The following is a 23,921-nucleotide window of genomic DNA, read 5'->3' as shown; positions in this document are numbered from 1 at the left end:
CGGGCGTCAGGCCGCCGGGTCCGACCAGACGGCGGCCGCCTCCGCGACATACTCCGCGGCCTGCACCAGGCCGGCTCGGGCGGCCGGATCGCGACGGCCGGGGTCGAGTACGTTGCGCCCGAAGGCCTTGCGGGCCGCGGCCGACGGGGTGATGAGCAGGACCCGGGCCCCCGCAGCCCGCAGCCGGGCCGCCTGTACAGCCGGTGCGGGGACGAGCCCGGAGCCGAGGGCGATCGGAGCGATGATCACCACGCGTGCCGAGCCGGCGGCGAGGTCGGCGTTGGTGGCGGAGCGGATGCCTCCGTCGATGAAGCGGCGCCCGCCGACCGTGACCGGCGGCCACACGCCGGGCACGGCGCAGCTCGCGGCGACCGCGTCGACGAGCCCGCTGCCGCTGTCCCGGTCGAAGGCCTTCAGGTCGCCGGTGAGCGCGTCGACGGCGGTGATCACGAGCCGCCGCTCGGGCCACTCGTGGGAGACCAGCCGGGCGGCCAGCACCTTGCGGCGTTCGGCCTCGGGGCCGGTGTCCGCGGCCAGGGCCATGGCTCCGACCCGTCGGCGGTAGCCGGCCGCATCCCCGCGTGAACGGGCCATCGCCAGCGCGTACCGGGCGATGACGCCCGCGCCCAGCTTCGCGACGGTCTCCCCGGAGGCGTCGCCCAGCTGGCGTTCGTACAGCTCCTGCGGGTCCAGCCGGCCGGCGGTGAGCTGGGCGCCGACCACCGAGCCGGCGGACGTGCCGACGACCAGGTCGGCGGTGGTGAGGTCCACTCCCGCGCGGGCGAGCCCGTAGAGGATCCCGCACTCCCAGCCGATGCCGGTCAGTCCGCCACCGCCGAGCACCAGTGCCGTGCCGCCGCCCATCTCCGCCCGCCCTCCGTGCATGCCTGTGGTGACGGCAGTCTGGCGCAGCCGTCCTGCCGTCACCACGGGGGGGTCCCTCTCGGGCGGGTCAGCCCAGGACGGCCGTCACCGTCCCCGCACCGACGGTCCGTCCGCCCTCGCGGATCGCGAACCCGAGGCCCGCCTCCAGCGGGACGTCCCGTCCGAGCTCGACGGTCATCGTGACCGTCTCGCCGGGCCGGGCGACGCCCGCGGTCCCCAGGTCCACGTCCCCCACCACGTCGGCGGTGCGGATGTAGAACTGCGGCCGGTAGCCGCTGGCGACCGGGGTGGTCCGGCCGCCCTCGCGCCCGGACAGCACGTAGACCTGCGCGCTGAAGCGGCGCTGCGGCGTCACGCTGCCGGGCGCGGCCACCACGTGCCCGCGGCGCACGCCGTCGCGGGGCACGCCGCGCAGCAGCAGGGCCACGTTGTCCCCGGCCTCGGCGGACTCCATGGGCCTGCCGAAGGTCTCCAGGCCGGTGACGACCGTCTCGACCGGCTCGCCGTCACCGCCCAGGACGGCGACGGGGTCGCCGAGGCGCACGCTGCCGCGCTCGACCGCGCCGGTGACGACCGTGCCGCGGCCGGTGATGGTGAGCACGTTCTCCACCGGGAGCAGGAAGGGCGCCTGCGTGTACCGCACCGGCGTCGGCACGTAGGTGTCGACGGCGTCCAGCAGGGCCTCGATCGCCCCGGTCCACCGTGGCTCGCCCTCCAGCGCCCGGAGCCCGGAGACCCGGACGACGGGCGCGCCGTCGCCGCCGTACCCGTGCGCGGTGAGCAGCTCGCGCACCTCCAGCTCGACCAGGTCGGTCAGCTCGGGGTCCCCGGCGTCGGCCTTGTTGAGCGCGACCACGATGTGGTCGACGCCGACCTGGCGGGCGAGGAGCACGTGCTCGGCGGTCTGCGGCATGACCCCGTCGAGCGCGGAGACGACGAGGATCGCGCCGTCGAGCTGCGCGGCCCCGGTCACCATGTTCTTGATGTAGTCCGCGTGGCCGGGCATGTCGACGTGGGCGTAGTGGCGGGTGTCGGTCTCGTACTCGACGTGCGTGAGGTTGATGGTGATGCCCCTGCGGGCCTCCTCGGGGGCCCGGTCGATGCGGTCGAAGGGCACGAAGGAGGCGCCCCCGCGCTCGGCGAGGACCTTGGTGATGGCGGCGGTGAGGGTGGTCTTGCCGTGGTCGACGTGACCCATGGTGCCGATGTTGAGGTGCGGCTTGGTCCGCACGAAGGCCGTCTTGGCCATGTCTCTTTCCCGTTGTTCGAAGCGTGGACGGGACCCCTGAGCCGGGCCGACCCTCCCCCTGCGGGGTCCGCCGGACGATCCGGGAAGGGTCAGCTTCGTGCGCCGTCGCATGCGGCGAGGGCGGGTGCGCCCGCGAACGCGGCAGCCTTCGGCGCATCCGCGACTGCGGACGGCGCTGCGGGGAAGGCGTACCGGGACATGTCCCCGATCCTGCCGGACCGCGCCGCGTCCGTCGAACGGTTTACCGGTGGACCGGCGGGTGAACGGGGGTCCGGGCAGGTGTCCTTGAGGGCCTCGCGCGCGGGCGGCGGCCGGCGGGAGGCGCGTCAGGGAAGCCGCCGGCGGGTCCGGCGCGACCGCCGTGCAGTCGGTCTGCGCGGGCGGCGGAGCGTGTTCTTGGTCACTGCCCTCGACGGGGTGCGGCGCAGCGGTGCGGGGAAGCCGGGGAAGGCCGCGGGGTGGTGGCTGGGAGGGAGCCCCGGAAGGCCGTCCGGCGTTCGACCGCATGAGGCCCGCATTACGGCGCGATGCCGCATCCCTCGGCTACCCTCCCGGGATGCCCCTCCTCCTCACGCCCCGGACCCGGCTGGCGCTGCTCGTCGTGCTGCTCGCGGCGGCCGGCGGGTGCGTGCTGGTCTACGAGCCCCAGCGGATCCTGTCCGAGGGCTGGCCCCCCGGTCTTCCGGTGGGCGCGGCCGTCCTGTCGTTCGCAGCCGTGTACGGGGTGTGCTCCGCGGCCTTCGTGCCGCGTCCCCTGCTCAACCTGGCCGCGGGGGCGGTCTTCGGCACGCAGTTCGGCCTCGTCGCCGCGGTCGGGGGCACCGTGCTGGGCGCCGGCATCGCCTTCGGGCTCGGGCGGATGATGGGGCAGGAGGCTTTGCGTCCGTTCCTGCGCGGGCGCCTGCTCGAAGCGGCCGACGGCCAGCTCAGCCGGCACGGCTTCCGCTCGATGCTGGCGGTGCGGCTCTTCCCCGGGGTGCCCTTCGTGGTGGCCAACTACGCCGCTGCGGTGTCCCGCTGCGGCTGGACGCCCTTCCTGCTCGCGACGGCGCTCGGCGTCGTCCCGAACACGACGGCGTACGTGATCGCGGGGGCGAGCGCCTCCTCCCCCGGATCCCCGGCGTTCCTGGTCTCGTTCGGTTTCATCGTGGTCTCCGTGGTGGCCGCGGGAGTCGTCGGCTGGCGCAAGAGGCACCGTCTGGCACCCCCTCGGACCGGGGGTGCGGCGTACGAACTGACGCCCCAGCACCCCCCTGTGGTCAGCGGCGCTTCGCACGGGCCCTAGCATCGGGGGCGAACTGCCCGACGATCACAAGGACGAGCGCACCCCGACATGAGCTGGTTCGAATCCCTAATCCTCGGTCTCGTCCAGGGGCTTACGGAGTTCCTCCCGATCTCCTCCAGCGCCCACCTGCGGCTGACCGCGGCATTCGCCGGCTGGCACGACCCAGGTGCGGCCTTCACGGCCATCACGCAGATCGGCACCGAGGCGGCCGTTCTGATCTACTTCCGCAAGGACATCGCGCGGATCGTCTCCACCTGGTTCCGTTCCCTCTACACGAAGGCCCTGCGGTCCGAACAGGACGCGAAGATGGGGTGGCTGGTGATCGTCGGCTCGCTGCCGATCGGTGTCCTCGGCCTCGTCTTCAAGGACGCGATCGTGGGTCCGGCACGCGACCTGCGGCTGACGGCCACCACCCTCATCGTGATGGGCATCGTGCTGGGCGTCGCCGACCGGCTCGCCGCCCGCGACGAGGAGGGCGGCCGGCACCGGGCGATCCGCGAGCGCAAGACGCTCCAGCAGCTGGGCGTCAAGGACGGCCTGATCTTCGGCTTCTGCCAGGCGATGGCCCTGATCCCGGGCGTATCGCGCTCCGGTGCGACGATCTCCGGCGGCCTGCTCCTGGGCTTCACGCGCGAGGCGGCTGCCCGGTACTCCTTCCTCCTGGCCATCCCGGCCGTGCTGGCCTCCGGCGCCTTCGAGATCAAGGACGTGGTCGAGGAGCCGGGCCACATCTCGTGGGGCCCGACGGTCTTCGCCACGGTCATCGCCTTCTTCGTCGGCTACGCCGTGATCGCGTGGTTCATGAAGTTCATCACCACCAAGAGCTTCATGCCGTTCGTGATCTACCGGATCGTCCTCGGCATCGTGCTGTTCGTGCTGATCGGCACGGATGTGCTGAGCCCGCACGCCGGCGAGTCCGGCTCGTAGCGGCGGGGAATCCACCACTTCGCGTGAATCGGAGGCCGCCCGGGAACGTTCCCGGGCGGCCTCCGCGTCGTTGTCCAGAAGAAGGCACTGGTGCAAGCAGCAGGGGGTGTCCCATGGGTCGAGTGGTGCTGGAGCGTTTTCCGGCCGGAAGTCCGAGGGGGAGCTGGCCCGCCGAGGAGTATGCGGCGCAGCGGATGCGGGAGGGCGTGCCGGCCGAGGTGGTCATGGATCTGGCCAGTGACGCGTTCCTCGTCGTGGTCCGGCAGCGGGAGGCTCGTTCCGGTCACTGACGCGCCGCGGCGGGGTCCGGTGGGCGCACGCCTCTTGGCCTGACGCCCGCGCAGCCCCACACTGTCCCGATGACTCAGCGTGTGGATCTCGCGACGGTGATGGACCGGCTGGCGATAGACGACGTGGTCACGGGCTACGCGGTGGCCGTCGACGACGGCGACTGGACCGCCTACCGGGCCCTCTTCGCCACCGGCGGGCGGGCCGACTACCGCTCGGCCGGCGGGATCGAGGGGCCGGTGGCGCAGGTCGCGCAGTGGCTCGCGCAGACCATGGAGCTCTTTCCCGTGCGCCAGCACCTGATCGTCAACCGGCTGATCCGGCTGGAGGACGTGGGCGGCTCCCCCGGTGACAGCGCCGAGGTCCGGGCGGACTTCCTCAATCCGATGCGGCTGGCAGGACCCGAGGGCGAAGGCCCGGTCGTCACCTCCCCGAACTTCGTGGCCGCCGGGCGCTACACCTTCGCGCTGGCCCGCACCCCGGACGGCTGGCGGTTCACCCGTGTGACCGTGCACGAGACATGGCGTCACACGGCCGTCCCGGCCCGCTGAGCCCGCTGCTCCCCTCCGTGGTCCCGGCGGGGCACCACTGCGCCCGAGCGACGCGAAAGGGCCCGCGCCCGCCCTTCCGGAGGGCGGGCGCACCCGGCACTGCCCACACTGGAAGCGGAGGCGCCATGGTCCCGATGCACAGCGGGGGGTTGCGCCGGTGGCGTGCGCCCGCGGCGCTGGCGGCCGGCGCCCTGCCCGCGCTGTCCCTGCCCGCGCCGGCCCTGTGGTGGTTCGCCTACGTCGCCCTCGTGCCCTGGATGCTGCTGCTGAGGACGGCTCGGACCGGTCGGCGGGCGGCCCTGGAGGGCTGGCTCGGCGGCGCCGGCTACATCCTGGCCGTGCACCACTGGCTCCTGCCGAGCCTGCACGTCTTCCTGCTGCCGGTGGCGGCGCTGGTGGGGCTGCTGTGGATCCCCTGGGCCCTGCTGGTGCGGCGGCTGCTCGGCGGGCGGCCCTCCGCGGGCCGGGCCGCCTGCGCACTGGCGGTCGTACCGGCGGGGTGGCTGCTGTCCGAGGTGGTCCGGTCGTGGCAGGGGCTGGGCGGGCCGTGGGGGCTGCTGGGGGCCGGCCAGTGGCAGGTGCCGGCGGCGCTGCGACTGGCGTCGGTGGGCGGGGTGTGGCTGGTCAGTCTGCTGCTGGTGGCGGTCAACTGCGCCCTGGTGCTGCTGCTCGCGGTGCCGTCGGCGCGGGTCCCGGCGGTGGCCGGGCTCACGGGCTGCGCGGTGCTGACGGGCGCGGTGTGGGCGTGGGCGGCCCGGCCCGCGGAGTCGGGCGGGCTGCGCGTGGCCGTCGTACAGCCGGGGCCGGTGCCGGACGGCCCGGACAGCGCGGAGCGGCGGTTCGCGGCCGGGGAGCGGCTGACGCGGCCGCTGGCCGGGCAGGGCGTGGACCTCGTGGTGTGGGGCGAGAGCAGCGTCGGCGAGGACCTGTCGGCCAGGCCGGAACTGGCCCGCCGGCTGGCGGCGCTGTCCGCTGAGGTCGGAGCGCCGCTGCTGGTGAACGTGGACGCGCGGCGGGCCGACCGCCCGGGCATCTACAAGAGCGCGGTCCTGGTCGGTCCCGCGGGCCCCACGGGTGACCGGTACGACAAGATGCGGCTGGTGCCGTTCGGCGAGTACGTCCCGGCGCGGTCGCTGTTCGGCTGGGCCACCTCGGTCGGCCGGGCGGCCGGCGAGGACCGTATGCGCGGCGAGGCCCCCGTGGTCATGGACCTGCCCGCGCGGCCCGACGGGCGCGCCGGTGTCCGGGTGGGGCCGCTGGTCTGCTTCGAGTCGGCCTTCCCCGACATGAGCCGGCGCCTCACCCTCGACGGGGCCTCGCTGCTCGTCGCCCAGTCGGCGACCTCCACCTTCCAGGACAGCTGGGCCCCCGACCAGCACGCGTCCCTGGCGGCGCTGCGGGCCGCCGAGAACGGCCGCCCGATGGTGCACGCCACCCTCACCGGGGTCAGTGTGGTGCACGGTCCGTCGGGCGAGCGGATCGGCCCGGCCCTGCCCACGTCGGCGCGGACCGCCGAGGTGTACGAGGTGCCGCTGGCCGGGGGCTCGACCCTCTTCGTGCGCTTCGGCGCCTGGCCGGTGTCCGCGGCACTCGCCGTCCTGGCCGGCTACTGCGCGGCGGTGGGTGCGCGGGCGCTCAGAAGGCCTGATCCAGAGCCGACTTCACCACCGTCTCGCACAGCTCGTGGGTTTGGAGCGCGTCGCGGGCGCTGAGGGTCCGGCCCGCGGCGACCGCCTCCAGGAAGTGGTCCACGACCTGCTCGATGCCGCGCTGGCGGGCGACGGACACCCAGTCGCCGCGGCGGCGCACCGTGGGCTGGCCCTTGTGGTCGATGACCTCGGCGAGGTTCACGACCTGCCGCTTGGTGTCGGAGCCGGAGACCTCGAGGACCTCCTCGTTGGAGCCGGACAGGCGGTTCATGATGCCGAGCGCGCTGAATCCGCGGCCGGAGAGGTGCAGTACCACCTGGTGCATCAGTCCGTCGCGCACGACCGCGCGGACGTCGGTGTGCTCGGCCTCGCCGGGCAGCAGGAAGCGCAGGGTGTCGACGACGTGGATGAAGTCGTCGAGCACCATGGTGCGCGGGTCCTCGGGCAGCCCGACCCGGTTCTTCTGCAGGACGACCAGGTCGCGCGGGTGGTCGGCGCACTGCGCGTACCCGGGCGCGAAGCGGCGGTTGAAGCCGACGGCGAGGGCGACCCCGCGCTCCTCGGCCAGCTCCACCAGGCGCCGTGACGCGGCCAGCTCGTAGGCGAGGGGCTTGTCCACGTACGTCGGCACACCGGCCTCCAGCAGCCGGGTGACGATCTCCGGGTGGGCGCCGGTCGGTGCGTGCACGAAGGCCGCGTCGAGGCCTTGCGCGAGCAGGGCGTCGAGATCCGTGTGCCGGTGCGCCGCCGGGACGCGGTGGACCCCGCCGATCCGTTCGAGGGTCCCGGGCGTCCGGGTCTGCAGGTGCAGTTCGATGTCCGCGCGGGTGGTGAGGACGGGCAGGTACGCCTTCTGCGCGATGTCGCCGAGTCCGATGCAGCCGACCTTCACCGGGGCCTCCATATTCGGTCCTTGTGGGCTCCTGGCAGCTTAATCCCTGGTGGTGGGGGCTCTGTTCGCCCAGGATGGGCCCATGACCACCAGTTCAGGATCACACCGTGCCGAACCCTCCACCACCGCCGACGAGCGGGAGATGCTCGACGGGTGGCTCGACTACCACCGCGCCACCCTCCTGTGGAAGTGCGAGGGGCTGCCGGACGAGCAGCTGCGCAGGACCCCGCTCGCGCCCTCGGAGTTGAGCCTCCTCGGGCTCGTACGGCACATGGCGGAGGTGGAACGGTACTGGTTCCGCGAGATCATGCTCGGCGAGGACCTCCCCGATCTGTATGTCACCGACGAGGACCGGGACGGCGACTTCCACTTCACCGAGGCGGCCACCTGGGCCGAGACCGAGCCGGTGTGGCGGGCGGAGGTCGAACGGGCACGGCAGGCCGCGGCGGGCCGGTCGCTGGACGCGGTGTCGGAGGCCGGGAGCCACCACCGCGGCGAGGTGTTCAGCCTGCGCTGGGTCTACACCCACATGATCGAGGAGTACGCGCGCCACAACGGCCACGCGGACCTGCTGCGCGAGCAGATAGACGGCGCCACCGGCGAATGAGCCGGCGGACGGCCCGGTGGGGCCGGCGATCCCCCGGTCACCCGTCGTCCGTCACCCGTGCGGGGTGAATACGGGCTCCCGGTTTTCGCAACGGGGTCCGCAGGCAGCAGAGTTGCTCGGGTGCATCCAACGCGAACCACGACAAAGCTGCTGCTCGGAGTCGCCTGCGCCGTTTCGGCGGTCTCCGGCTGCGTCCAAGTGAGCCCCGGACCCGTGCAGCCCGCGGCGAACCCCGCCGCGGGTGTCCCGCCCCGGCACGAGCCGCGCGGCGGGCCGGGCACCGACCCCGTGGCCGTCCGGGCCCCCGCCCTGGAGGCGCTGGAGGCCGTGGAGGGGGCACCGGAGCGGCCCGGGCGGCCCGCGTCCGGTGCGCCCGGCGCAGGGGCTTTGCAGCGCCCCGCACAGGGCGCCTCGGGAGGGGCCGTGCGGGACGCCCCGCCGGTGCCCGACGTTCCGGAGCCCGGGCGGGCGGCCGAGCCCGCCGCGGGGCGTCCTGACGGCCCCCGGCGCCCGGCCCGGCCCGGCACCGAGGCCGAGCGCGAGCTGATGCGGAAGCTGCCGGTGCGGCCCGCCGACGTCTGCGCCCTCGGCCGTCGGCACGGCCGCTGGCACCCCGACAGCCCGGAGGCCCGGATCTGCGGGGGCGTCCACGGCGGCTAGGGCGTGTCCTTTGGATCAGGCCGGGCGCCGCGAGCCCGGCATGATCCGAAAGACGCGCCCTGGGCGGTGCCGTGCCCGAGCGCCCGGTGGGCCCTCTATGCCTGTTCGGGAAAGGGCCGGGGGCCGGGGCCCGGCTCCTCGGCGAGGCGGCGCTCCAGCCGTGCGAGGGCGGCCCGTACGCCGTTGCCGTAGCCGTCGTCGGCCAGGGCCCCGGCGGCTGCTCGGGCCCGCGCCAGGTGGACCCGGGCGGCATCCGGCCGCTGGAGCTTCAGGTAGTCGGCGGCCAGGCTGAGGTGCAGTGAGGGGTAGAAGACGCGCATCGCGAGACGCGGTTCCCGCTGCACGGGACGCCCGTCCCCACGGCCGCTCCCGCCGGCCGGCCTCTCGCCCGGCCCGTCCGGGTCGGCCGGCCCCTCCCCCGGCCCGTCCCGCACCGCGTCGGCGGCGGTCAGGGCCCGCAGGTCCCAGGCCAGCTCGTCGGCCGGGTCGTCCTGGGCGTCGGCCATGTAGTGGGCGAGGGTGCAGCGGTGCAGGCAGTCGCCCTCCTCCCCGATCTCCTGCCAGATCTCACCGAGCCGGTTGCGGGCCTCCTCGCGGTCGCCGGCGTGCAGCAGGATGACCGCCTGGCCGATCCTGGTCATGACGGCGTCCTCCGACGCCTCCTGCTGCTCGGTCACGGCGCCTCCGGCTCGCTCTGCCGGACCTGCTCCGGTCCGGTCGTCACGAAGCTAGCCGGAGGTGCCCGCGATGGCGCCGAGGCGCGGTGGGACGTCAGCCGAGGTCCGGGATCCGCCAGTCGATCGGCTCATGCCCCTGCGCGGCAACGGCCTCGTTGATCTGCGTGAAGGGCCGGGACCCGAAGAACTTCTTGGCCGACAGCGGCGAGGGGTGGGCGCCCTTGACGATCACGTGCCGCTCCGCGTCGATGAGCGGGATCTTCTTCTGGGCGTAGGCGCCCCACAGGACGAACACGGCCGGGTCGGGCCGCTCGGACACCGCCCGGATCACGGCGTCGGTGAACTTCTCCCAGCCCTTGCCCTTGTGCGAGTTCGGCTCGGCCTCGCGGACGGTGAGCACCGCGTTGAGCAGCAGGACGCCCTGCTCGGCCCACGGCATCAGGTACCCGTTGTCCGGGACCTCCAGGCCGAGCTCCTCCTTCATCTCCTTGTAGATGTTGCGCAGCGAGGGCGGGGTCTTGACCCCGGGCCGCACGGAGAAGCACAGGCCGTGGCCCTGGCCGGCGCCGTGGTAGGGGTCCTGGCCGAGGACGAGCACCTTCACCCGGTCGAAGGGGGTGGCGTCCAGTGCCGCGAACACCTGCTCGCGGGGCGGGTAGACCGGCCCGTTCGCCCGCTCCTTCTCGACGAACTCGATGAGCTCTTTGAAGTAGGGCTGGTCCAGCTCCCCGCCGAGGACGGGGAGCCAGGACTCGGGCAGCATCTGGGTCACGGCGACAACCTCCGGTACAAGTTCGTGCAACTGCTCAGAACCTACCGGGGGCCACTGACAACGCGTCGGCCGCCCGTGGCGATCGCCCGGGCGGCACCGCCGCTACCAGCTGGTCTTGCGGTACAGCTCCCACATCTGCATGGCGGTCTGCGGGTCGAGGGCGCGCTCGGCGCCCGCGATGTCCTCCCGTGCGGCGACGTACAGCTTGCCCTGCCACAGCGGCAGCAGCCGGACGTCCTCGGCGAAGATCTGCTGGGCCTTCTCGAACTGCTGGACACCGGAGGAGCGGTCGCCGTCGCGGCGGGACTTGGGCAGCAGGTCGGTCAGGATCTCGTTCTGCTCGTACGGGGTGCCGACCGCGTTCTCCTTGCCGACGAACGGCGCGATGAAGTTGTCGGGGTCCGGGAAGTCGGGGAACCAGCCGCGGCCGAAGACCGGGTACTCCTGGCTCTTGTAGCCCTCCTGGAAGGTCTTCCAGGGCTGGCTGCGCAGGGTGATCCGGAACAGGCCGCTCTCGTCCAGCTGGCGCTTGAGCTCGGTGAACTCCTCCGCCGTCGAGGAGCCGTAGCGGTCGGTGGTGTACCAGAAGGTGAGGTCGACGGGCTGGTTGATCCCGGCGTCCTTGAGGATCTTCTTGGCCTTGCCCACGTCCGCGGCGCCGTACTTGTCGTAGAACGGCGTCTTGTGGCCGACCACGCCCTTGGGGACCATCGAGTACAGCGGCTCGGCGGTGCCCTGGTAGACCTTGGAGACGAGGGTGCCGCGGTCGATGATCTGGGCGATGGCCTGGCGGACCGCGGGCTTGTTGACCGCCGGGTCCTTCGGGTTGAAGACCAGGTAGCGGATCTCGGCGCCGACGTTCTCCACGACCTGGACGCCCAGGTTGTGCGCGTCGGGGCTCTGGAGCTCGGTGATCTGGGGGGCGGAGAGGCCTCGGTAGGTGGCGTCCAGCTCCTTGGCCTTGAGGTCCGCGACCATCTTCTGGGAGTCCGCGTAGTAGCGGATGGTCACGCCCTTGTTCTGGCGGTTCGCGAAGCCGGAGTAGCCCTTGTTCTCGGAGAGGACGGCTTCGCCGCCCTCCTTGTACGAGTCCAGCAGGTAGGGGCCCGAGCCGGTGATCCTGCCGTCCTCGCGGACCTTGTCGGCGGGGTAGTCCTTGGGCGCGACCAGCGACGCCGCGGGCGAGCCGAGGACGTACGGGAAGGTGGCGTCCGAGGTCTTCAGGTGGAAGACCACGGTCAGCGCGTCCGGGGTCTCGATCTTGTCGAGGCTGCCGAAGAGGTCCTTCGGGCCGACCTTGGAGCCGATCGTGCGGATCCGGTCGAGGGAGTGCTTGACGGCCTTGGCGTCGAGGGGTTCCCCGTTGGAGAACTTCAGGCCCTTGCGCAGGGTGCACCGGTAGGCCTGGCTCGCGCCGTCGGTGAACTCGCAGTTCTGCGCGGCGTCCGGCTGGGGCTTGGTGGAGCCCGTCGGGAAGGCCAGCAGGGTCTGGTAGACGTTCCGGTAGAGCTCCCAGGAGCCGTCCCACGCCGCGGCGGGGTCGAGGGTGCTCGGCGCGCTCGTGGTCCCGACGACGATCCGCTTCGCTTCCTCGCCGTCGTCATCCGACAGCAGGCCGCATCCGGCGAGCAGGGATATGGACGCAAGGGCCGCAGTGATCTGCAGGCATCTGGTCCGGTTGAACACGTGCACGCTCCTCGATCAGCCAGGGGTGCGGCAGACCCTACCGCAGTGCCTCACGAATCCAATGGGTTGGTTTCGTGAGGCACTTGACCGGTTCCGTGCCTATTCGGTACGCATTTTCCTCCCTTTCGGAGGCAAATTCGTCCGATTATCGGTCAGTGCACCCCGGCATTGAGGAACATCCCACCGTCGACGACCAGAGTTTGCCCCGTGATCCATTCCGCTTGTGCAGATGTAAGAAACGCCGCGGCCCCGCCGATGTCCTCCGGAAGCCCGAGCCGGCCGAGCGGGTAGGCCGCCGCGGCCTCCTGCTCCCGGCCCTCGTAGAGCGCCTGGGCGAACTTCGTCTTGACCACCGCCGGGGCGATCGCGTTGACCCGGACGCCGGGCGCCATCTCGTGGGCGAGCTGGAGGGTGAGGTTGACCATGGCGGCCTTGCTCATCCCGTACGCGCCGATGAAGGGCGAGGCGGAGACCCCGGCGATCGAGGCGATGTTCACGATCGCCCCGCCGTTCTCCTTCTGCCAGGCGTGCCAGGTCCGCTGGGCGAAGCCCAGCGCCGAGATCACATTGGTCTCGAAGACCTTGCGCGCGACCCCGAGGTCCAGGTCCGCGATCGGTCCGAAGACCGGATTGGTGCCCGCGTTGTTCACGAGGAAGTCGACCCGGCCGAAGGCCTCCATCGTGCGCTCGACGGCGTGGGCCTGGTGGGCCTCGTCGTGCGCCTTCCCCGCCACCCCGATCACCCGGTCCGCCCCGAGGCGCTCCACGGCCTCCTTGAGGGCCTCCTCGTTGCGCCCGGTGATGCAGAGCCGGTCGCCCCGGGCGACCAGCGTCTCGGCGATGCCGTAGCCGATGCCCCGGCTCGCTCCGGTGATCAGCGCGACCCTGCCGCTGTCGGTACCGCTGTATGTCATGGCGTACGCCTGCCTCTCGTCGGTCGCGTCAGTTGAGGGGGCCGCCGGCCACGTACATGACCTGGCCGGAGACGAAGCCGGCGGCCTCACCGGTGAAGAAGGCGATGGCGTTGGCGATGTCGTCCGGACGGCCGACGCGCTGCACCGGGATCTGGGTGGCCGCGGCCGCCTGGAAGTCCTCGAAGCCCATGCCGACGCGGGCGGCCGTCTGGGCGGTCATCTCGGTGACGATGAAGCCGGGCGCGACCGCGTTGGCGGTGACGCCGAACTTGCCGAGCTCGATGGCGAGGGTCTTGGTGAAGCCCTGCAGACCGGCCTTGGCCGCGGAGTAGTTGACCTGGCCGCGGTTGCCGAGGGCCGAGCTGCTGGAGAGGTTCACGATGCGGCCGAACTTCGCCTCCACCATGTACTTCTGACACGCCTTCGACATCAGGAAGGCACCGCGCAGGTGCACGTTCATGACGGTGTCCCAGTCGGACTCGCTCATCTTGAAGAGCAGATTGTCGCGCAGCACACCGGCGTTGTTGACCAGGATGGTGGGAGCGCCGAGTTCGGCGGCGACGCGCTCGACGGCCGCCTCCACCTGGGCGCCGTCCGAGACGTCGCAGCCGACCGCCAGCGCCCGGCCGCCGGCCGCCGTGATGGCCTCGACGGTGTCCTTGCAGGCCGCCTCGTCGAGGTCGAGTACGGCGACGGCGCGGCCCTCGGCGGCCAGGCGCACGGCGGTGGCCGCGCCGATGCCCCGGGCCGCCCCGGTCACGATCGCGACGCGCTGCTCGGTGGTGGACATGCTGGTTCTCCTCGCCCTAGAGACACGGCCGCCCAGAGGTGAGCAACCGCTTAGTAGCTTCAGCTGAGGAGACGCTAGGAGCCCTGGCACCCCGTGTCAACGGCGACCGGCCCGTGCGCTGCGGCGGGCGGTCAGCGCACCAGGAGGTCCAGCAGCCGCTCCACCTCCGCCGCGGGGTCGGCCGTCAGGCCGGTGTGCACCGGCCCGGGCTGGACCACGGTGCTGCGCGGGGCGATCAGCCAGCGGAACCGGCGCCCCGCGTCGTCCCCCGCCGCCTGTCCCGCCGCTTCCCCGCCGCCGCACACGCCTTCCACCCCGCGCAGGGCGGCCCGTACGCCGGCCACGTCGGCCGCCGGGTCCAGCGCGAGGAGCTTCGCCTCGTCGAGGTGGGTGCGCGCGGCGACGTAGGAGTGCGCCCGGCAGTAGACGATCACGCCGGCGTTGAAACACTCGCCGCGTTCCATCCGGGGCACCACGCGCACCAGTGCGTACTCGAACACGTCCCGCTCGGTCACTCGTCGCCGCTCTTCTTCTTGTCGGTCTTGTGGGGCCATTCCGGCAGGTGGTCGGTGAGCCAGCCGGGAGGTCCGGCCGACGCCTTCACCTCGGCCTCCAGCGAGATCCTCTCGTGGATCGTGGCCGCGCGCGGCAGCAGCGCCTCCACGTAGGCGCGGCGCAGCGCGTCGGTGGAGTCGAAGCCCGGCTCGTCGACCAGCCACTCGTCCGGGACCTCGGCGGTGACCTCGGTGAGCAGTTCCTCGGTGACCAGCGGGGCGAGTGCGGCGGCCGCCGCCTCGATGTCCGGGCCCACGGGGGCCAGCACGTGGTCGGAGGCGTTGTAGGGCTTGGCGGCGGCGGCCTGTGCCGTGGGCCAGTTGTGGTGCCAGATCATGGTGGCGCCGTGGTCGATGAGCCAGAGGTCACCGTGCCAGACCAGCATGTTCGGGTTGCGCCAGGACCGGTCGACGTTGTTGATCAGGGCGTCGAACCAGACCACGCGCCCGGCCTCGGCCGGGTCCACCCGGTACGCGAGCGGGTCGAAGCCGAGGGAACCGGGCAGGTAGTCCATGCCGAGGTTGAGGCCGCCGCTGGCCTTGAGCAGTTCCTGGACCTCCTGGTCGGGCTCGGCGAGCCCGATCACGGGGTCGAGCTGCATCCGCACCAGGGTGGGGACCCTCAGCCCCAGCCGCTGGGCCAGGCGGCCGCAGACGACCTCGGCGACCAGGGTCTTGCGGCCCTGGCCGGCACCGGTGAACTTCATGACGTAGGTGCCGAGGTCGTCGGCCTCGACGATCCCGGGGAGCGAGCCGCCCTCGCGCAGGGGCGTCACATAGCGGGTCGCGATCACTTCTGTGAGCATTTTCCCAGGCTATCGGGCGGGCGACGGGCACGATCAAAGGGTTTTCCCGGACGGCTGGGCCGTCGGGATGCGCTGGGTGAAGAACAGCGCGACGAGCGCGGCGAAGGCCAGGACGGACAGGGCCGCGCGCAGGCCGTCGACCCGGGCCTCCTCATTGGCGGCGAGGGTGGCGTCGGCCAGCTCCGGGCTGACACCGGCCTCGGCGAGGGCGCTCTCCAGCTGGGCGTCGGACAGGAAGGGCGCGCCGGCGGCCAGTTGTACGGTCGCCCGGCTCTTGACCGCGGCGGGGACGGCCGGGTTCTCCTGGACGGCGGCCAGGAAGGAGGTCGTGAGCGTCGCGATCATGATGGACCCGGCGAGTGCCGTGCCGATGGACGAACCCAGGTTGGTGACCGCGTTCTGGACGCCTCCCACCTCTGCGGACTGCGCCTGCGGCACCGCGGAGACGGTGACCGCGCCCAGTTGGGAGGCGAGGGCGCCCATGCCGAACCCGATGAGCAGCAGGGGTACGGTGACCACCTCCGCTCCGGCGTCCACGTCGAGCGCGCCCAGCAGAAAGAGCGCACCCGTCAGCAGGGACAGGGTCCCGAGCCTGACCACGCGGCGCGGGGAGACGTCCGGGAGGAACCGCGGGATCAGGACCGCGGCCGCCAGCAGCGTCACCGACAGCGGCAGGAGCCGGGCGCCGGTCGACAGCGCGGACAGGCCCAGGGCGACCGACAGGTAGAGCGGGACGACGAAGAAGACGCCCATCATCACCAGGTACTGGAAGAAGAACATCGTCAGCCCGCCGGCGAGCTGCTTGTTCTGCAGCATGGCCGGGTCGACGAGCGGCTCCCGCCGCCGTTCCACCTGGCGTCCCTCCCAGCGGAGGAAGAGCCAGACAAGGAAGAGGCCCAGCAGCATCAGCCACAGGGTGAGGGAGACCCCGAACCACGCGGGTCCGTCCGGCTTCGGCCTGAACCAGCCCCACTCGTCGGAGCGGAGGACTCCGTAGACGAAGGTCCCCAGCCCGAGCGCCGACAGGACCACGCCGACGAGGTCGATGCGGGGGCGGTCGCCGCTCACGGCGTCCGCGATGGGGCGGGCGAGCACGAGGATGCCGGCCACCATCAGCACTTCGCCGGCGAAGACCCACCGCCAGGAGAAGTAGGTGGTGGCGATCCCGCCGATGAGGGGCCCGAGCGCGATGGCGATGGCACCGGCCGCCGCGACGAGTCCGTAGGCGGCGGGGCGGCGTTCGACGGGGAAGTTGCCGGCGACGAGCGCGACGATCGCGGGCAGGATGAGCGACGCCCCCACCCCCTCCAGGAAGGACCAGCCGATCAGCAGCACCGTGAGGTTGGGGGCGAGGGCGGTGACGAGGGAGCCGCAACCGTAGATGACGCAGCCGATGAGGAAGGCGCGCTTGCGGCCGATGAGCACGCCGACCTTGCCGCCGGGGATCATGAGCATTGCCATCACGAGGGTGTAGGCCGTGATGGCGCCCTGGATCCCGGTCACGGTCGTGCCGGTGTCCTCTGCCACCGTCGCGATGGAGACGTTCATGACGGAGCTGTCGAGCGCCATCAGGAACTGGCCCGCCGCGAGCGTCAGCAGGACCAGTCGCGCCTTCGGTGGGTTTCCGGTCGCCGTCCCTGCCGTGGATGCCATGGGGGCATGCTTCCAGCCGCCCCGTGGGGCGGCTGGACGACCCGCCCGGGAGTCAGCCGGTCGGACGGGCCGCCGGAGGGCAGGGCCGCCGGCGGGGCCGGGCCGTCAGGGGGGCGGGCAGGCGGCGGCCGGGTCGTCGTGGACGAGGGCGCAGACCATCTGTGCCCCGCGCCGCATGTCCGGGTACGTGGCGCGCAGTTCGGCCTCGAAGGCCTTCCACTGGCGGCTGATCTCGGCGCTCGCTGCCGCGGTGGCCCGGCGGAAGTTGTCACCGGTCTTCGAGCGGACGGACGCCGGCGTGTCCTTGTTGAGGTCGCGGTTGTGGGCGACGCGGCCGGCGCAGTCGGCGGGCCTGACCCCGGTGGAGTCGAGGTCCGGGTAGCAGCCGGTCGCAAGGTCCTCGGGGACGAGGGCGCGCACCTCCCGTGCCCAGTCGGCGTCCTTCATCCCGCTGTAGCGGCGGATGTCGAAGAAGGGGGCGACGTCGGTACGGCCCAGCCCCGGCGGGTTGGCGGTCCCGATGGGTCCGGGGGCGGCCCGGTCGGTCCAGTTGGAGTGCGCGTAGAAGTCCTCCAGCGGGTGCCAGCCGCGGCCGAGCTGTTCGAGGACGGCGCACTTGGCCGGTGCGGGCCGCTCGTCCCAGATGCAGCGTGCGGACAGGTCGGTCTGGTCCGTGCGGACCCGGCCGTCGGCGTCGACGAGGCCGTCGGCCGCCCGTAGGGCGTTGCGGAAGCGGGCGACGGACGTGCCGACGCAGGCGACGAGCTCGGTGGTGGCCCGGTCCCGCGTGCGGGGGTAGTCGGGCGCGTGGCGCGGCGCCAGGTAGTCGGCGTTGTCGCAGTGGAGGGGGCCGAGGTCGAAGTACGGGCGCTTGTCGTCGGCGTTGACCGCACCGTCGCGGGCGTCGGCCATCTCGGCGAGCGTGGCCGGCTGCCAGGGCAGGGCGCGCCGGGTGATGTCCTCGTGGTGCTCGCCCGTGAAGGCGCGGGCCGGTCCGCCGGGCAGGGCCACCAGGGCGGCGACGACGAGGACGGCGAAAGCGGCCGTCGGAGGTCCCGCCCGCCGGCGTACAGCACCCGGCGGGCGGGCTGCCGGCGGCCGGAGCCGGGCCGCCCAGGCGGTGCGGGCCGCAGGTTCGGGGATCGTTGTCTTCACGGCAGGCTCCCGGCGCGGGTTCCGGCGTGGGTGCTGCACCCTGCTGCGCAGGTGCTTCCATGCTGCGCACCGGCGGTCGTCCCCGCATCCGCGGCCCGTGGCGGGCTCTTCGCCGGCACTGCGTACGACACCCGTCCCGCACGGCGACGCCGCGGGTCCAGGACGTCCGCAAGCGCCCTCGCGCGCCCGGCGGGCGGCAGACCTAGAGTTGAGGACGAGGTGGCGTGCCGGGATCGGGGCGGCCGTCCCTCGGCACGGTCAGTCGCCGCGCCAGGGCGCGACACCAGCTCAGGAGGGCATGCACACGTCCACTGCACCGCTCGGCGTGGTGATCGCCGTCGCCGAGGCGGAGGCCCGGGCCGAGAGGGACGCCGTGGGCTGACGCGGCACGACAGCCGGAACGGCCCGGTCGGCCCGCCGGCCGACGCCGGGTCCGGGGCCACCCCGGTCGGGCGGCCACGTAGGCAAGCAGGCAGTGAGTCAGGAGGGCCTCCATGTCCCGGAGTGCGATCACCGCGATGCGCGCGGTGCCCGAGGCCACGCCCGAGGAGCGTGCGGCCATCGGCAAGGAGGCCCGGCGCCGGTGTCCCCGGTCGGCGCACGCCGTGTACCAACCGTCCCCGAACCGGCCGGACCCGCTGGCGATCCTGGAGGCGCAGTCCGCGACGCGGGTGCCCGAGCTGGTCCCCATCCGCTACGCGCGGATGACGGAGTCCCCGTTCCGCTTCTACCGGGGAGCCGCCGCGATCATGGCGTCCGACCTGGCCGGCAGTGCGGACTCGGGGATCGCGGTCCAGCTGTGCGGTGACGCGCACCTGCTGAACTTCCGCCTGCTGGCCTCGCCCGAGCGGCGGCTCATGTTCGACATCAACGACTTCGACGAGACGCTGCCCGGCCCCTGGGAGTGGGACGTCAAGCGGCTGTCCGCGAGCCTGGTCATCGCCGCCCGGGCGAACGGCTTCGACGAGGCCGAGCGCGCCCGTATCGTGAACTCCGCGGTGCGCTCCTACCGCGAGGCGATGACGCGGTTCGCCGGGATGGGCAATCTCGACGTCTGGTACGCGAAGATCGACGCGGAGGGGTTGGAGGCGCTCGTCACCGAGCAGCTCGACAAGCGCGGCCGCAGGAAGCTGGCCACGGCGATGGCGAAGGCCCGCTCGCGCGACAGCCTGCAGGTCTTCGACAAGCTCACCGAGGTGGTCGACGGCAGCCCGCGGATCGCGGCGGACCCGCCGCTGCTGGTGCCGCTCGCCGACCTGCTTCCGGACGATGAGCGCGGCGCGCTCGTCGACCGGCTGGGCGGCCTGGTCGGTCATTACGGGCGCACGCTGGAGAGCAACCGGCGGGCGCTGCTGGAGGACTACCGCCTGGTGGACGTCGCCCGCAAGGTGGTCGGTGTCGGCAGCGTCGGCACCCGCTGCTGGATCCTGCTCCTGCTCGGCAGGGACGACCGCGACCCGCTCTTCCTCCAGGCGAAGGAGGCGGACACCTCCGTGCTCGCCGACCACGTGGGCGCGAGCCAGTACGACAACCAGGGCGAACGCGTCGTGTCGGGACAGCGGTTGATGCAGGCGGCGAGCGACATCTTCCTGGGCTGGGAGCGGGTGGACGGCATCGACGGCAGGAAGCGGGACTTCTACATCCGCCAGCTGCGCGACTGGAAGGGCATCGCCATGCCGGAGACGATGTCGCCCGCGCAGCTGGAGACCTTCGGCAACGCCTGCGGGATGACCCTGGCCCGCGCGCACGCGCGTTCCGGGGACCGGGTGGCGATCGCCGCGTACCTCGGCCGCGGCGACGTCTTCGACCGGGCGCTCGCCGAGTTCGCCGAGGCGTACGCCGACCAGAACGAACGCGATCACCAGGCTCTGGTCGACGCGGTGCGGGCGGGCCGCCTGCCCGTACGGGAACTCCCGTCGGCCTGACCGCGGACCGGACGGCGCCATCCCCTCCGTCGGCGCCGTCCGGGCGGGCCGGCCGGTCAGAACGCGAAGACAGCGTTGCCGTTCAGGGTCGCGCCCATGATGCAGGAGTTGGAGAAGGTGTGGTGCCAGGCGACGCGGCGGCCCTCCCACACGCCGACCGCGGACACGGTGACGGGGTCGTAGTGCATGGGGCACGCCCGGTCCGGGTTCGGCTCGGACAGCAGCCGGTCGAACGTGCCGCCGGCGGACTTCAGTGCCGCACAGGCGGCCTCGGGGTCGGGGTGCGTCCCCCGGGCGCCGGGGGCGCAGCTGACGGTGGTGGCGCGCACGACGGTGGGGGCCGCCGCGTCGTCCCCCTGGGCGACGCTGAAGACCATGGCCGACGGGGCGTAGAGGCTCTCGGGCTGAGCCTGCGCGATGCCGGCGGCACCGGCCAGGGTGAGGAGCGCGGCGGCGGAGACGGCGATGGAACGACGGTGACGCACGGGAAGACTCTCTTTCGATTCGATGGCTCAACGCGATGATTACTTTCGGAATCGCGTTCCGTTGCTTCAAATCGTGGACGAGCCGAAGGGTCATTGCACATCGACGACCGATTTACGGACACCTCGTCCGTATAGCGGTTCCCGAATGGTCGTTCGAGCAGCTCAGACAGGGTGCGACCGGACGATTACCCTTCGCGATCACCGCAGAGCGCCTCCGGCGACGTGCGGCGTTGCGGACGCCGCACCGGCCGCAGGCGCCGACGGTTCACCCGACGGCCACTCAGCTTGTCCGGATGTATGCGCTCCGCTCAGCTCGCGCGGGCCCACGCGCCGAGCAGCGCCTCGGTCGTGGTGACCGTCGCCACCAGGGCGAGGGAGTTGCGGATCACCTCGGCGGTGCAGGCGGCGGGCACCCCGGCGATGGCGTCGGCGGGGACGACGACCCGGTAGCCGAGGTTCACGGCGTCGAAGACGGTGTTCGGAATCGCGATGTTGGAGGAGACCCCGGTGACGACGAGGGTGCGGATCCCCAGATTGCGCAGCAGCGCGTCCAGGTCGGTGCCCGCCATGGGCGAGAGTCCGTGCAGCCGGCGGACGACGAGGTCGCACTCGGCCACGGTGATGGGCGCGGCCACCTCCACCGCGCTCGTGCCGGTCAGCTGCCGTACGGGCAGCTTGTCGGCGGCCCGGAAGAGCCGGGCGTTGCTGTTGGCCCCCAGCCCGTCGGGCCGCCGCTCGGCGACGGCGTGCAGCACCTGCAGACCGGCCCAGCGCGCGGCGTCGACCAGCCGGGCCACGCGGTCCAGCATCCCGGACTCCCGGGCCTGCCGGGCCAGTTCCGGCAGGGCGGACTCCTCGCCCACGACGCCGTTCTGGCACTCCACGGTGAGCAGCGCGGTGCTGGCGGGATCGAGATCCGGCATGACTCCCCCTGGCGTGGCGTCGGAAGAGCCCTCATGCTTCCTGACACACAGTCAGATGTGAAGGGGTGCGGGACCGATGGACGACACGCAGCGGCGGGGCCGCCGCATCATGATGAGCGGGGCGGAAGTGGACGCCTTCCTGCGGGAGCAGCGCACCTGCCGGGTGGCGACGGTCTCGCCCGACGGGCGCCCGCACGTGGGGGCCCTGTGGTTCGCCTGGGACGGCAGCTCCCTGTGGCTGTATTCGCTCACCCGCAGCCGGCGCTGGGCGGACCTGCGCAAGGACCCGCGGATCTCGGTGGTCGTCGACGCGGGCGAGTCGTACGACGAGCTGCGCGGCGTGGAGCTGTCCGGCAGCGCGGTCTTCGTGGGCGAGGCCCCGCGGACGGGCGGGCCCTGCCCCGAGCTGGCGGAGGTCGAGCGGATCTTCCCGGTGAAGAACTTCGGGATCCGCGAGATGCCGTACGACGGACGGCACGCCTGGATCCGCCTCACCCCCGACTCGGTGGTCTCCTGGGACTTCCGCAAGATCTGACGGCCGGAGCGTGTCTCCGGATCAGGCCGAGCCCGGCCATCCCCTAGGCCTGCCGGACCCCGGCCGCCGCCGTCCGCAGGGCGTCGGCGGCGGCCCGGACGGACGGCCTGCGGTCGGCGTCCGCCCGCCACACGGCGTAGACGTGCCGGCGTACGGCGTCGCAGACCGGCAGCAGCCGCACCCCCGACGGCACGGGGCCGCGCCCCAGCCTCGGCGCGACGCACACGCCGAGACCGGCCTCCACGAAGGCGAGCTGGGTGTGGTGCTCCTCGGCGATGTGCGCGATGCGCGGCTCCATGCCCGTACCGCGCAGGGTGAACACGAGCCACTCGTGGCAGAACTGGCCCTCGTTCCAGGAGATCCATTCGTCGTCGGCGAACTCCGCGAGGGAGATGGCGGCCCGGTCCGCAAGGCGGTGGCCGGCCGGGACCGCGATGTCGACCGAGTCGTCCAGCAGGTGTGTCCGGGTGAGCTCGGCGGGCACCGGCATCCGCTTGTTGTACCAGTCGATCGCCAGCGCCATGTCGAGGTCGCCGCGCACGACGGCCGCCATGCTCTCCTCGGGTTCCTGCTCGCGCACCCGCACCCGCAGGTCGGGGTGCCCGGTGCGGAGCGCCGACAGGGCCCGGGGCAGCAGTCCGCGCATGGCGGTCGGAAAGGCGCCGATGCGCAGCTCGCCCACCGCGCAGCCCCGCTGGGCCTCGACGTCGGCCTGGGCCCGCTCGACCTGGCTGATGATCCGGGCCGCATGGTCGGCGAGCAGCCGCCCGGCGTCGGTGAGGCGGACCCCGCGGCCGTTCCTGGCCAGCAGCGGTTGGCCGACCTCCCGTTCCAGCTTGGCCATCTGCTGGGACACCGCGGAGGTGGTGACGTGGAGGCCGTCGGCCGCACCGCTGACCGAGCCGTGCCGGGCGAGGGCGTCGAGGGTGCGCAGGCGCTCCAGGTTCAACATGTAAGCAATGCTACGTCGTCCATCCCAGAAGATCTCGCTTGTCCTACGAAGTTGACGCGAGCACAGTAAGGGGCATGAGCGCACCCCCCGCCCCGCGGCCGGACGTCCCGGCCTCCCCCCAGCCGTCGACCGCCGTGCCGGTCACGCCCGCCGCGACGGCGCCCTGCGCGGCACCGGCCGGCCGGCGGCGCGGCCTCCTCGACTGGCGCGTGCGCTTCGCGATCCTCTCGGTGATCTGGGGTTTCAGCTTCCTGCTGATCAAAGTGGGCACCGAGGCCTTCGCGCCCTTCCAAGTGGCCCTCGGCCGGGTCCTGTTCGGTGCGCTCGCCCTCCTCGCCGTACTCCTGGTCCGCCGCGAACCGCTCCCCCGGGGCCTGCGCACCTGGGGTCACCTCACGGTGGCCGCGCTGCTCCTCAACACCGCCCCGTTCTCCCTCTTCGCGTACGCGGAGCTGAGCATCCCGTCCAGCCTGGCCGGCATCTGCAACGCCACGTCCCCCCTCTGGGGCATGGCGCTGTCCCTGGTCGCCCTCTCCGAGGACCGCCCGACCCGCCGCCGCTTCGCCGGCCTGGGTCTCGGCTTCCTCGGCGTGCTGACCGTGCTCGGCGCCTGGCAGGGCTTCTCGGGCGTGGACGCCAAGGGCACCGCCTTCGCCCTGCTGGCCTCCCTCTGCTACCCCGTCGGCTGGATCTACGTGCGCCGCACGCTGGCCGGGACTCCCGGTTCCCCGGTGGCCCTGACCGGTGCCCAGCTGATGGTCTCCACCGTCCAGCTCGCGCTGGTGAGCGCCCTGTTCACGTCGGCGCCGGACGCGTTCCCGCTCTGGCCGACCCTGTCGGTGGTGGCGCTGGGCGCCCTCGGGACGGGCATGGCCCTGCAGATGCAGTACGGCCTGGTGACGGAGGTCGGTCCGACCACCGCCCAGATGGTCACCTACTTCATCCCCGTCATCGCCACCACCGCGGGCGTGCTGGTCCTCGGCGAGCAGCTGCACTGGAACACCCCGGTCGGCGCCGCGATCGTCCTGGCGGGGGCCGCCCTCACCCAGACCCGCGCCGCCCGCACCCCGGACTGACGGCGCACGGGCCCGGCCGTACCGG

At 72.8% G+C, this 23,921-nt stretch carries 25 protein-coding genes; 10 read left to right on the top strand and 15 right to left on the bottom strand.

Annotated features, from left to right (window positions below; genetic code table 11):
- Positions 1–6 precede the first annotated feature (6 nt).
- Together IF89_RS0122585 and tuf are read right to left on the bottom strand one after the other, a co-directional pair.
- Positions 7–864 carry a patatin-like phospholipase family protein gene (locus tag IF89_RS0122585; protein WP_030771019.1) on the bottom strand — a complete coding sequence of 286 codons (858 nt, stop codon included), beginning with the start codon at positions 862–864 and terminating at the stop codon, positions 7–9.
- 88 nt (positions 865–952) lie between these two features.
- The gene (gene tuf / locus IF89_RS0122580; protein ID WP_030771016.1) at positions 953–2,134 is read right to left on the bottom strand and encodes an elongation factor Tu; all 1,182 of its coding nucleotides are present in this window, start codon (positions 2,132–2,134) and stop codon (positions 953–955) included.
- Between the two features lie 556 nt (positions 2,135–2,690).
- Between tuf and IF89_RS0122575 the strand changes: the two genes are divergently transcribed.
- The 5 genes from IF89_RS0122575 (at position 2,691) to lnt (ending at position 6,897) form a co-directional block, all read left to right on the top strand.
- Positions 2,691–3,419: a TVP38/TMEM64 family protein gene (locus IF89_RS0122575; RefSeq protein ID WP_030771014.1), complete on the top strand. Its 729-nt coding sequence runs from the start codon at positions 2,691–2,693 to the stop codon at positions 3,417–3,419.
- Positions 3,420–3,467: 48 nt separating this feature from the next.
- Complete coding sequence (locus IF89_RS0122570) at positions 3,468–4,346, top strand: undecaprenyl-diphosphate phosphatase (protein ID WP_030771009.1); 879 nt, start codon at positions 3,468–3,470, stop codon at positions 4,344–4,346.
- A 113-nt stretch (positions 4,347–4,459) separates the two neighbouring features.
- Positions 4,460–4,636: a hypothetical protein gene (locus IF89_RS44685; protein WP_106967693.1), complete on the top strand. Its 177-nt coding sequence runs from the start codon at positions 4,460–4,462 to the stop codon at positions 4,634–4,636.
- A 69-nt stretch (positions 4,637–4,705) separates the two neighbouring features.
- Complete coding sequence (locus IF89_RS0122560; protein WP_043194278.1) at positions 4,706–5,185, top strand: nuclear transport factor 2 family protein; 480 nt, start codon at positions 4,706–4,708, stop codon at positions 5,183–5,185.
- 125 nt (positions 5,186–5,310) lie between these two features.
- Positions 5,311–6,897, top strand: coding sequence for an apolipoprotein N-acyltransferase (gene lnt, locus IF89_RS0122555; protein WP_107047337.1), 1,587 nt, complete (start codon positions 5,311–5,313; stop codon positions 6,895–6,897).
- Here the strand turns inward: lnt and IF89_RS0122550 are convergent.
- Positions 6,821–7,726 carry a Gfo/Idh/MocA family protein gene (locus IF89_RS0122550; RefSeq protein WP_030770999.1) on the bottom strand — a complete coding sequence of 302 codons (906 nt, stop codon included), beginning with the start codon at positions 7,724–7,726 and terminating at the stop codon, positions 6,821–6,823. The two genes, lnt and IF89_RS0122550, sit on opposite strands and share 77 nt — an antisense overlap.
- 82 nt (positions 7,727–7,808) lie before the next feature.
- On the opposite strand from IF89_RS0122550, the gene IF89_RS0122545 reads away from it, so the two are divergent.
- Positions 7,809–8,333 carry a DinB family protein gene (locus tag IF89_RS0122545; RefSeq protein WP_030770996.1) on the top strand — a complete coding sequence of 175 codons (525 nt, stop codon included), beginning with the start codon at positions 7,809–7,811 and terminating at the stop codon, positions 8,331–8,333.
- Positions 8,334–8,453: 120 nt separating this feature from the next.
- Complete coding sequence (locus IF89_RS0122540; RefSeq protein WP_043194277.1) at positions 8,454–8,993, top strand: hypothetical protein; 540 nt, start codon at positions 8,454–8,456, stop codon at positions 8,991–8,993.
- Positions 8,994–9,088: 95 nt separating this feature from the next.
- On the opposite strand, the gene IF89_RS0122535 is transcribed toward IF89_RS0122540, so the two are convergent.
- The 9 genes from IF89_RS0122535 to IF89_RS0122495 form a co-directional block, all read right to left on the bottom strand.
- Positions 9,089–9,670 carry a hypothetical protein gene (locus tag IF89_RS0122535; RefSeq protein WP_051807459.1) on the bottom strand — a complete coding sequence of 194 codons (582 nt, stop codon included), beginning with the start codon at positions 9,668–9,670 and terminating at the stop codon, positions 9,089–9,091.
- A gap of 94 nt (positions 9,671–9,764) precedes the next feature.
- A complete protein-coding gene (locus tag IF89_RS0122530) occupies positions 9,765–10,433 on the bottom strand; it encodes a uracil-DNA glycosylase (protein ID WP_030770987.1) in 669 nt (222 codons plus the stop codon).
- A gap of 111 nt (positions 10,434–10,544) precedes the next feature.
- Positions 10,545–12,128 carry an ABC transporter substrate-binding protein gene (locus IF89_RS0122525; protein ID WP_030770985.1) on the bottom strand — a complete coding sequence of 528 codons (1,584 nt, stop codon included), beginning with the start codon at positions 12,126–12,128 and terminating at the stop codon, positions 10,545–10,547.
- A 152-nt stretch (positions 12,129–12,280) separates the two neighbouring features.
- Positions 12,281–13,042, bottom strand: a complete 762-nt coding sequence (locus IF89_RS0122520) for an SDR family oxidoreductase (protein ID WP_030770982.1) — start codon at positions 13,040–13,042, stop codon at positions 12,281–12,283.
- Between the two features lie 28 nt (positions 13,043–13,070).
- Positions 13,071–13,832, bottom strand: a complete 762-nt coding sequence (gene fabG, locus IF89_RS0122515; protein ID WP_030770978.1) for a 3-oxoacyl-ACP reductase FabG — start codon at positions 13,830–13,832, stop codon at positions 13,071–13,073.
- 131 nt (positions 13,833–13,963) lie between these two features.
- Positions 13,964–14,347, bottom strand: a complete 384-nt coding sequence (locus tag IF89_RS0122510; protein WP_030770975.1) for a DUF3037 domain-containing protein — start codon at positions 14,345–14,347, stop codon at positions 13,964–13,966.
- A complete protein-coding gene (locus IF89_RS0122505; RefSeq protein WP_030770973.1) occupies positions 14,344–15,192 on the bottom strand; it encodes a HipA family kinase in 849 nt (282 codons plus the stop codon). The genes IF89_RS0122510 and IF89_RS0122505 overlap by 4 nt, the downstream gene beginning before the upstream one ends.
- A 33-nt stretch (positions 15,193–15,225) precedes the next feature.
- The gene (locus tag IF89_RS0122500; protein ID WP_030770971.1) at positions 15,226–16,845 is read right to left on the bottom strand and encodes an MFS transporter; all 1,620 of its coding nucleotides are present in this window, start codon (positions 16,843–16,845) and stop codon (positions 15,226–15,228) included.
- 105 nt (positions 16,846–16,950) lie between these two features.
- Positions 16,951–18,000, bottom strand: coding sequence for a hypothetical protein (locus IF89_RS0122495; RefSeq protein WP_030770968.1), 1,050 nt, complete (start codon positions 17,998–18,000; stop codon positions 16,951–16,953).
- 494 nt (positions 18,001–18,494) lie between these two features.
- Here IF89_RS0122495 and IF89_RS0122485 point away from each other — a divergent pair, with 494 nt between their 5' ends.
- Complete coding sequence (locus IF89_RS0122485) at positions 18,495–19,925, top strand: DUF2252 domain-containing protein (protein WP_030770966.1); 1,431 nt, start codon at positions 18,495–18,497, stop codon at positions 19,923–19,925.
- A 56-nt stretch (positions 19,926–19,981) separates the two neighbouring features.
- Here IF89_RS0122485 and IF89_RS0122480 read toward each other — a convergent pair whose 3' ends face one another.
- Positions 19,982–20,410, bottom strand: a complete 429-nt coding sequence (locus IF89_RS0122480) for a subtilase-type protease inhibitor (protein WP_030770964.1) — start codon at positions 20,408–20,410, stop codon at positions 19,982–19,984.
- Between the two features lie 308 nt (positions 20,411–20,718).
- Positions 20,719–21,333, bottom strand: coding sequence for a cysteine hydrolase (locus IF89_RS0122475; protein ID WP_030770961.1), 615 nt, complete (start codon positions 21,331–21,333; stop codon positions 20,719–20,721).
- A 76-nt stretch (positions 21,334–21,409) separates the two neighbouring features.
- On the opposite strand from IF89_RS0122475, the gene IF89_RS0122470 reads away from it, so the two are divergent.
- Positions 21,410–21,868: a pyridoxamine 5'-phosphate oxidase family protein gene (locus IF89_RS0122470; RefSeq protein ID WP_030770958.1), complete on the top strand. Its 459-nt coding sequence runs from the start codon at positions 21,410–21,412 to the stop codon at positions 21,866–21,868.
- Positions 21,869–21,911: 43 nt separating this feature from the next.
- Here the strand turns inward: IF89_RS0122470 and IF89_RS0122465 are convergent, their stop codons facing one another.
- Positions 21,912–22,820 (bottom strand): LysR family transcriptional regulator, encoded by a 909-nt coding sequence (locus IF89_RS0122465; protein ID WP_030770955.1) that lies wholly within the window; start codon positions 22,818–22,820, stop codon positions 21,912–21,914.
- A 74-nt stretch (positions 22,821–22,894) separates the two neighbouring features.
- On the opposite strand from IF89_RS0122465, the gene IF89_RS0122460 reads away from it, so the two are divergent.
- The gene (locus IF89_RS0122460) at positions 22,895–23,896 is read left to right on the top strand and encodes a DMT family transporter (protein ID WP_199820541.1); all 1,002 of its coding nucleotides are present in this window, start codon (positions 22,895–22,897) and stop codon (positions 23,894–23,896) included.
- The last annotated feature ends 25 nt before the right edge of the window (positions 23,897–23,921 follow it).

The organism is Streptomyces sp. NRRL F-2664 (assembly GCF_000719345.1).
Lineage (GTDB): Bacteria > Actinomycetota > Actinomycetes > Streptomycetales > Streptomycetaceae > Streptomyces.
The sequence above is the reverse complement of the archived record's forward strand: the minus strand, read 5'-3'. Positions and strand labels throughout refer to the sequence as shown.

Coding starts and splice junctions, on each gene's coding strand:
- IF89_RS0122585 (WP_030771019.1), bottom strand. CDS start 864: ATGGGCGGCGGCACGGCACTGGTGCTCGGCGGTGGCGGACTGACCGGC.
- tuf (WP_030771016.1), bottom strand. CDS start 2,134: ATGGCCAAGACGGCCTTCGTGCGGACCAAGCCGCACCTCAACATCGGC.
- IF89_RS0122575 (WP_030771014.1), top strand. CDS start 2,691: ATGCCCCTCCTCCTCACGCCCCGGACCCGGCTGGCGCTGCTCGTCGTG.
- IF89_RS0122570 (WP_030771009.1), top strand. CDS start 3,468: ATGAGCTGGTTCGAATCCCTAATCCTCGGTCTCGTCCAGGGGCTTACG.
- IF89_RS44685 (WP_106967693.1), top strand. CDS start 4,460: ATGGGTCGAGTGGTGCTGGAGCGTTTTCCGGCCGGAAGTCCGAGGGGG.
- IF89_RS0122560 (WP_043194278.1), top strand. CDS start 4,706: ATGACTCAGCGTGTGGATCTCGCGACGGTGATGGACCGGCTGGCGATA.
- lnt (WP_107047337.1), top strand. CDS start 5,311: ATGGTCCCGATGCACAGCGGGGGGTTGCGCCGGTGGCGTGCGCCCGCG.
- IF89_RS0122545 (WP_030770996.1), top strand. CDS start 7,809: ATGACCACCAGTTCAGGATCACACCGTGCCGAACCCTCCACCACCGCC.
- IF89_RS0122530 (WP_030770987.1), bottom strand. CDS start 10,433: ATGCTGCCCGAGTCCTGGCTCCCCGTCCTCGGCGGGGAGCTGGACCAG.
- IF89_RS0122520 (WP_030770982.1), bottom strand. CDS start 13,042: ATGACATACAGCGGTACCGACAGCGGCAGGGTCGCGCTGATCACCGGA.
- fabG (WP_030770978.1), bottom strand. CDS start 13,832: ATGTCCACCACCGAGCAGCGCGTCGCGATCGTGACCGGGGCGGCCCGG.
- IF89_RS0122505 (WP_030770973.1), bottom strand. CDS start 15,192: ATGCTCACAGAAGTGATCGCGACCCGCTATGTGACGCCCCTGCGCGAG.
- IF89_RS0122500 (WP_030770971.1), bottom strand. CDS start 16,845: ATGGCATCCACGGCAGGGACGGCGACCGGAAACCCACCGAAGGCGCGA.
- IF89_RS0122485 (WP_030770966.1), top strand. CDS start 18,495: ATGTCCCGGAGTGCGATCACCGCGATGCGCGCGGTGCCCGAGGCCACG.
- IF89_RS0122475 (WP_030770961.1), bottom strand. CDS start 21,333: ATGCCGGATCTCGATCCCGCCAGCACCGCGCTGCTCACCGTGGAGTGC.
- IF89_RS0122470 (WP_030770958.1), top strand. CDS start 21,410: ATGGACGACACGCAGCGGCGGGGCCGCCGCATCATGATGAGCGGGGCG.
- IF89_RS0122465 (WP_030770955.1), bottom strand. CDS start 22,820: ATGTTGAACCTGGAGCGCCTGCGCACCCTCGACGCCCTCGCCCGGCAC.
- IF89_RS0122460 (WP_199820541.1), top strand. CDS start 22,895: ATGAGCGCACCCCCCGCCCCGCGGCCGGACGTCCCGGCCTCCCCCCAG.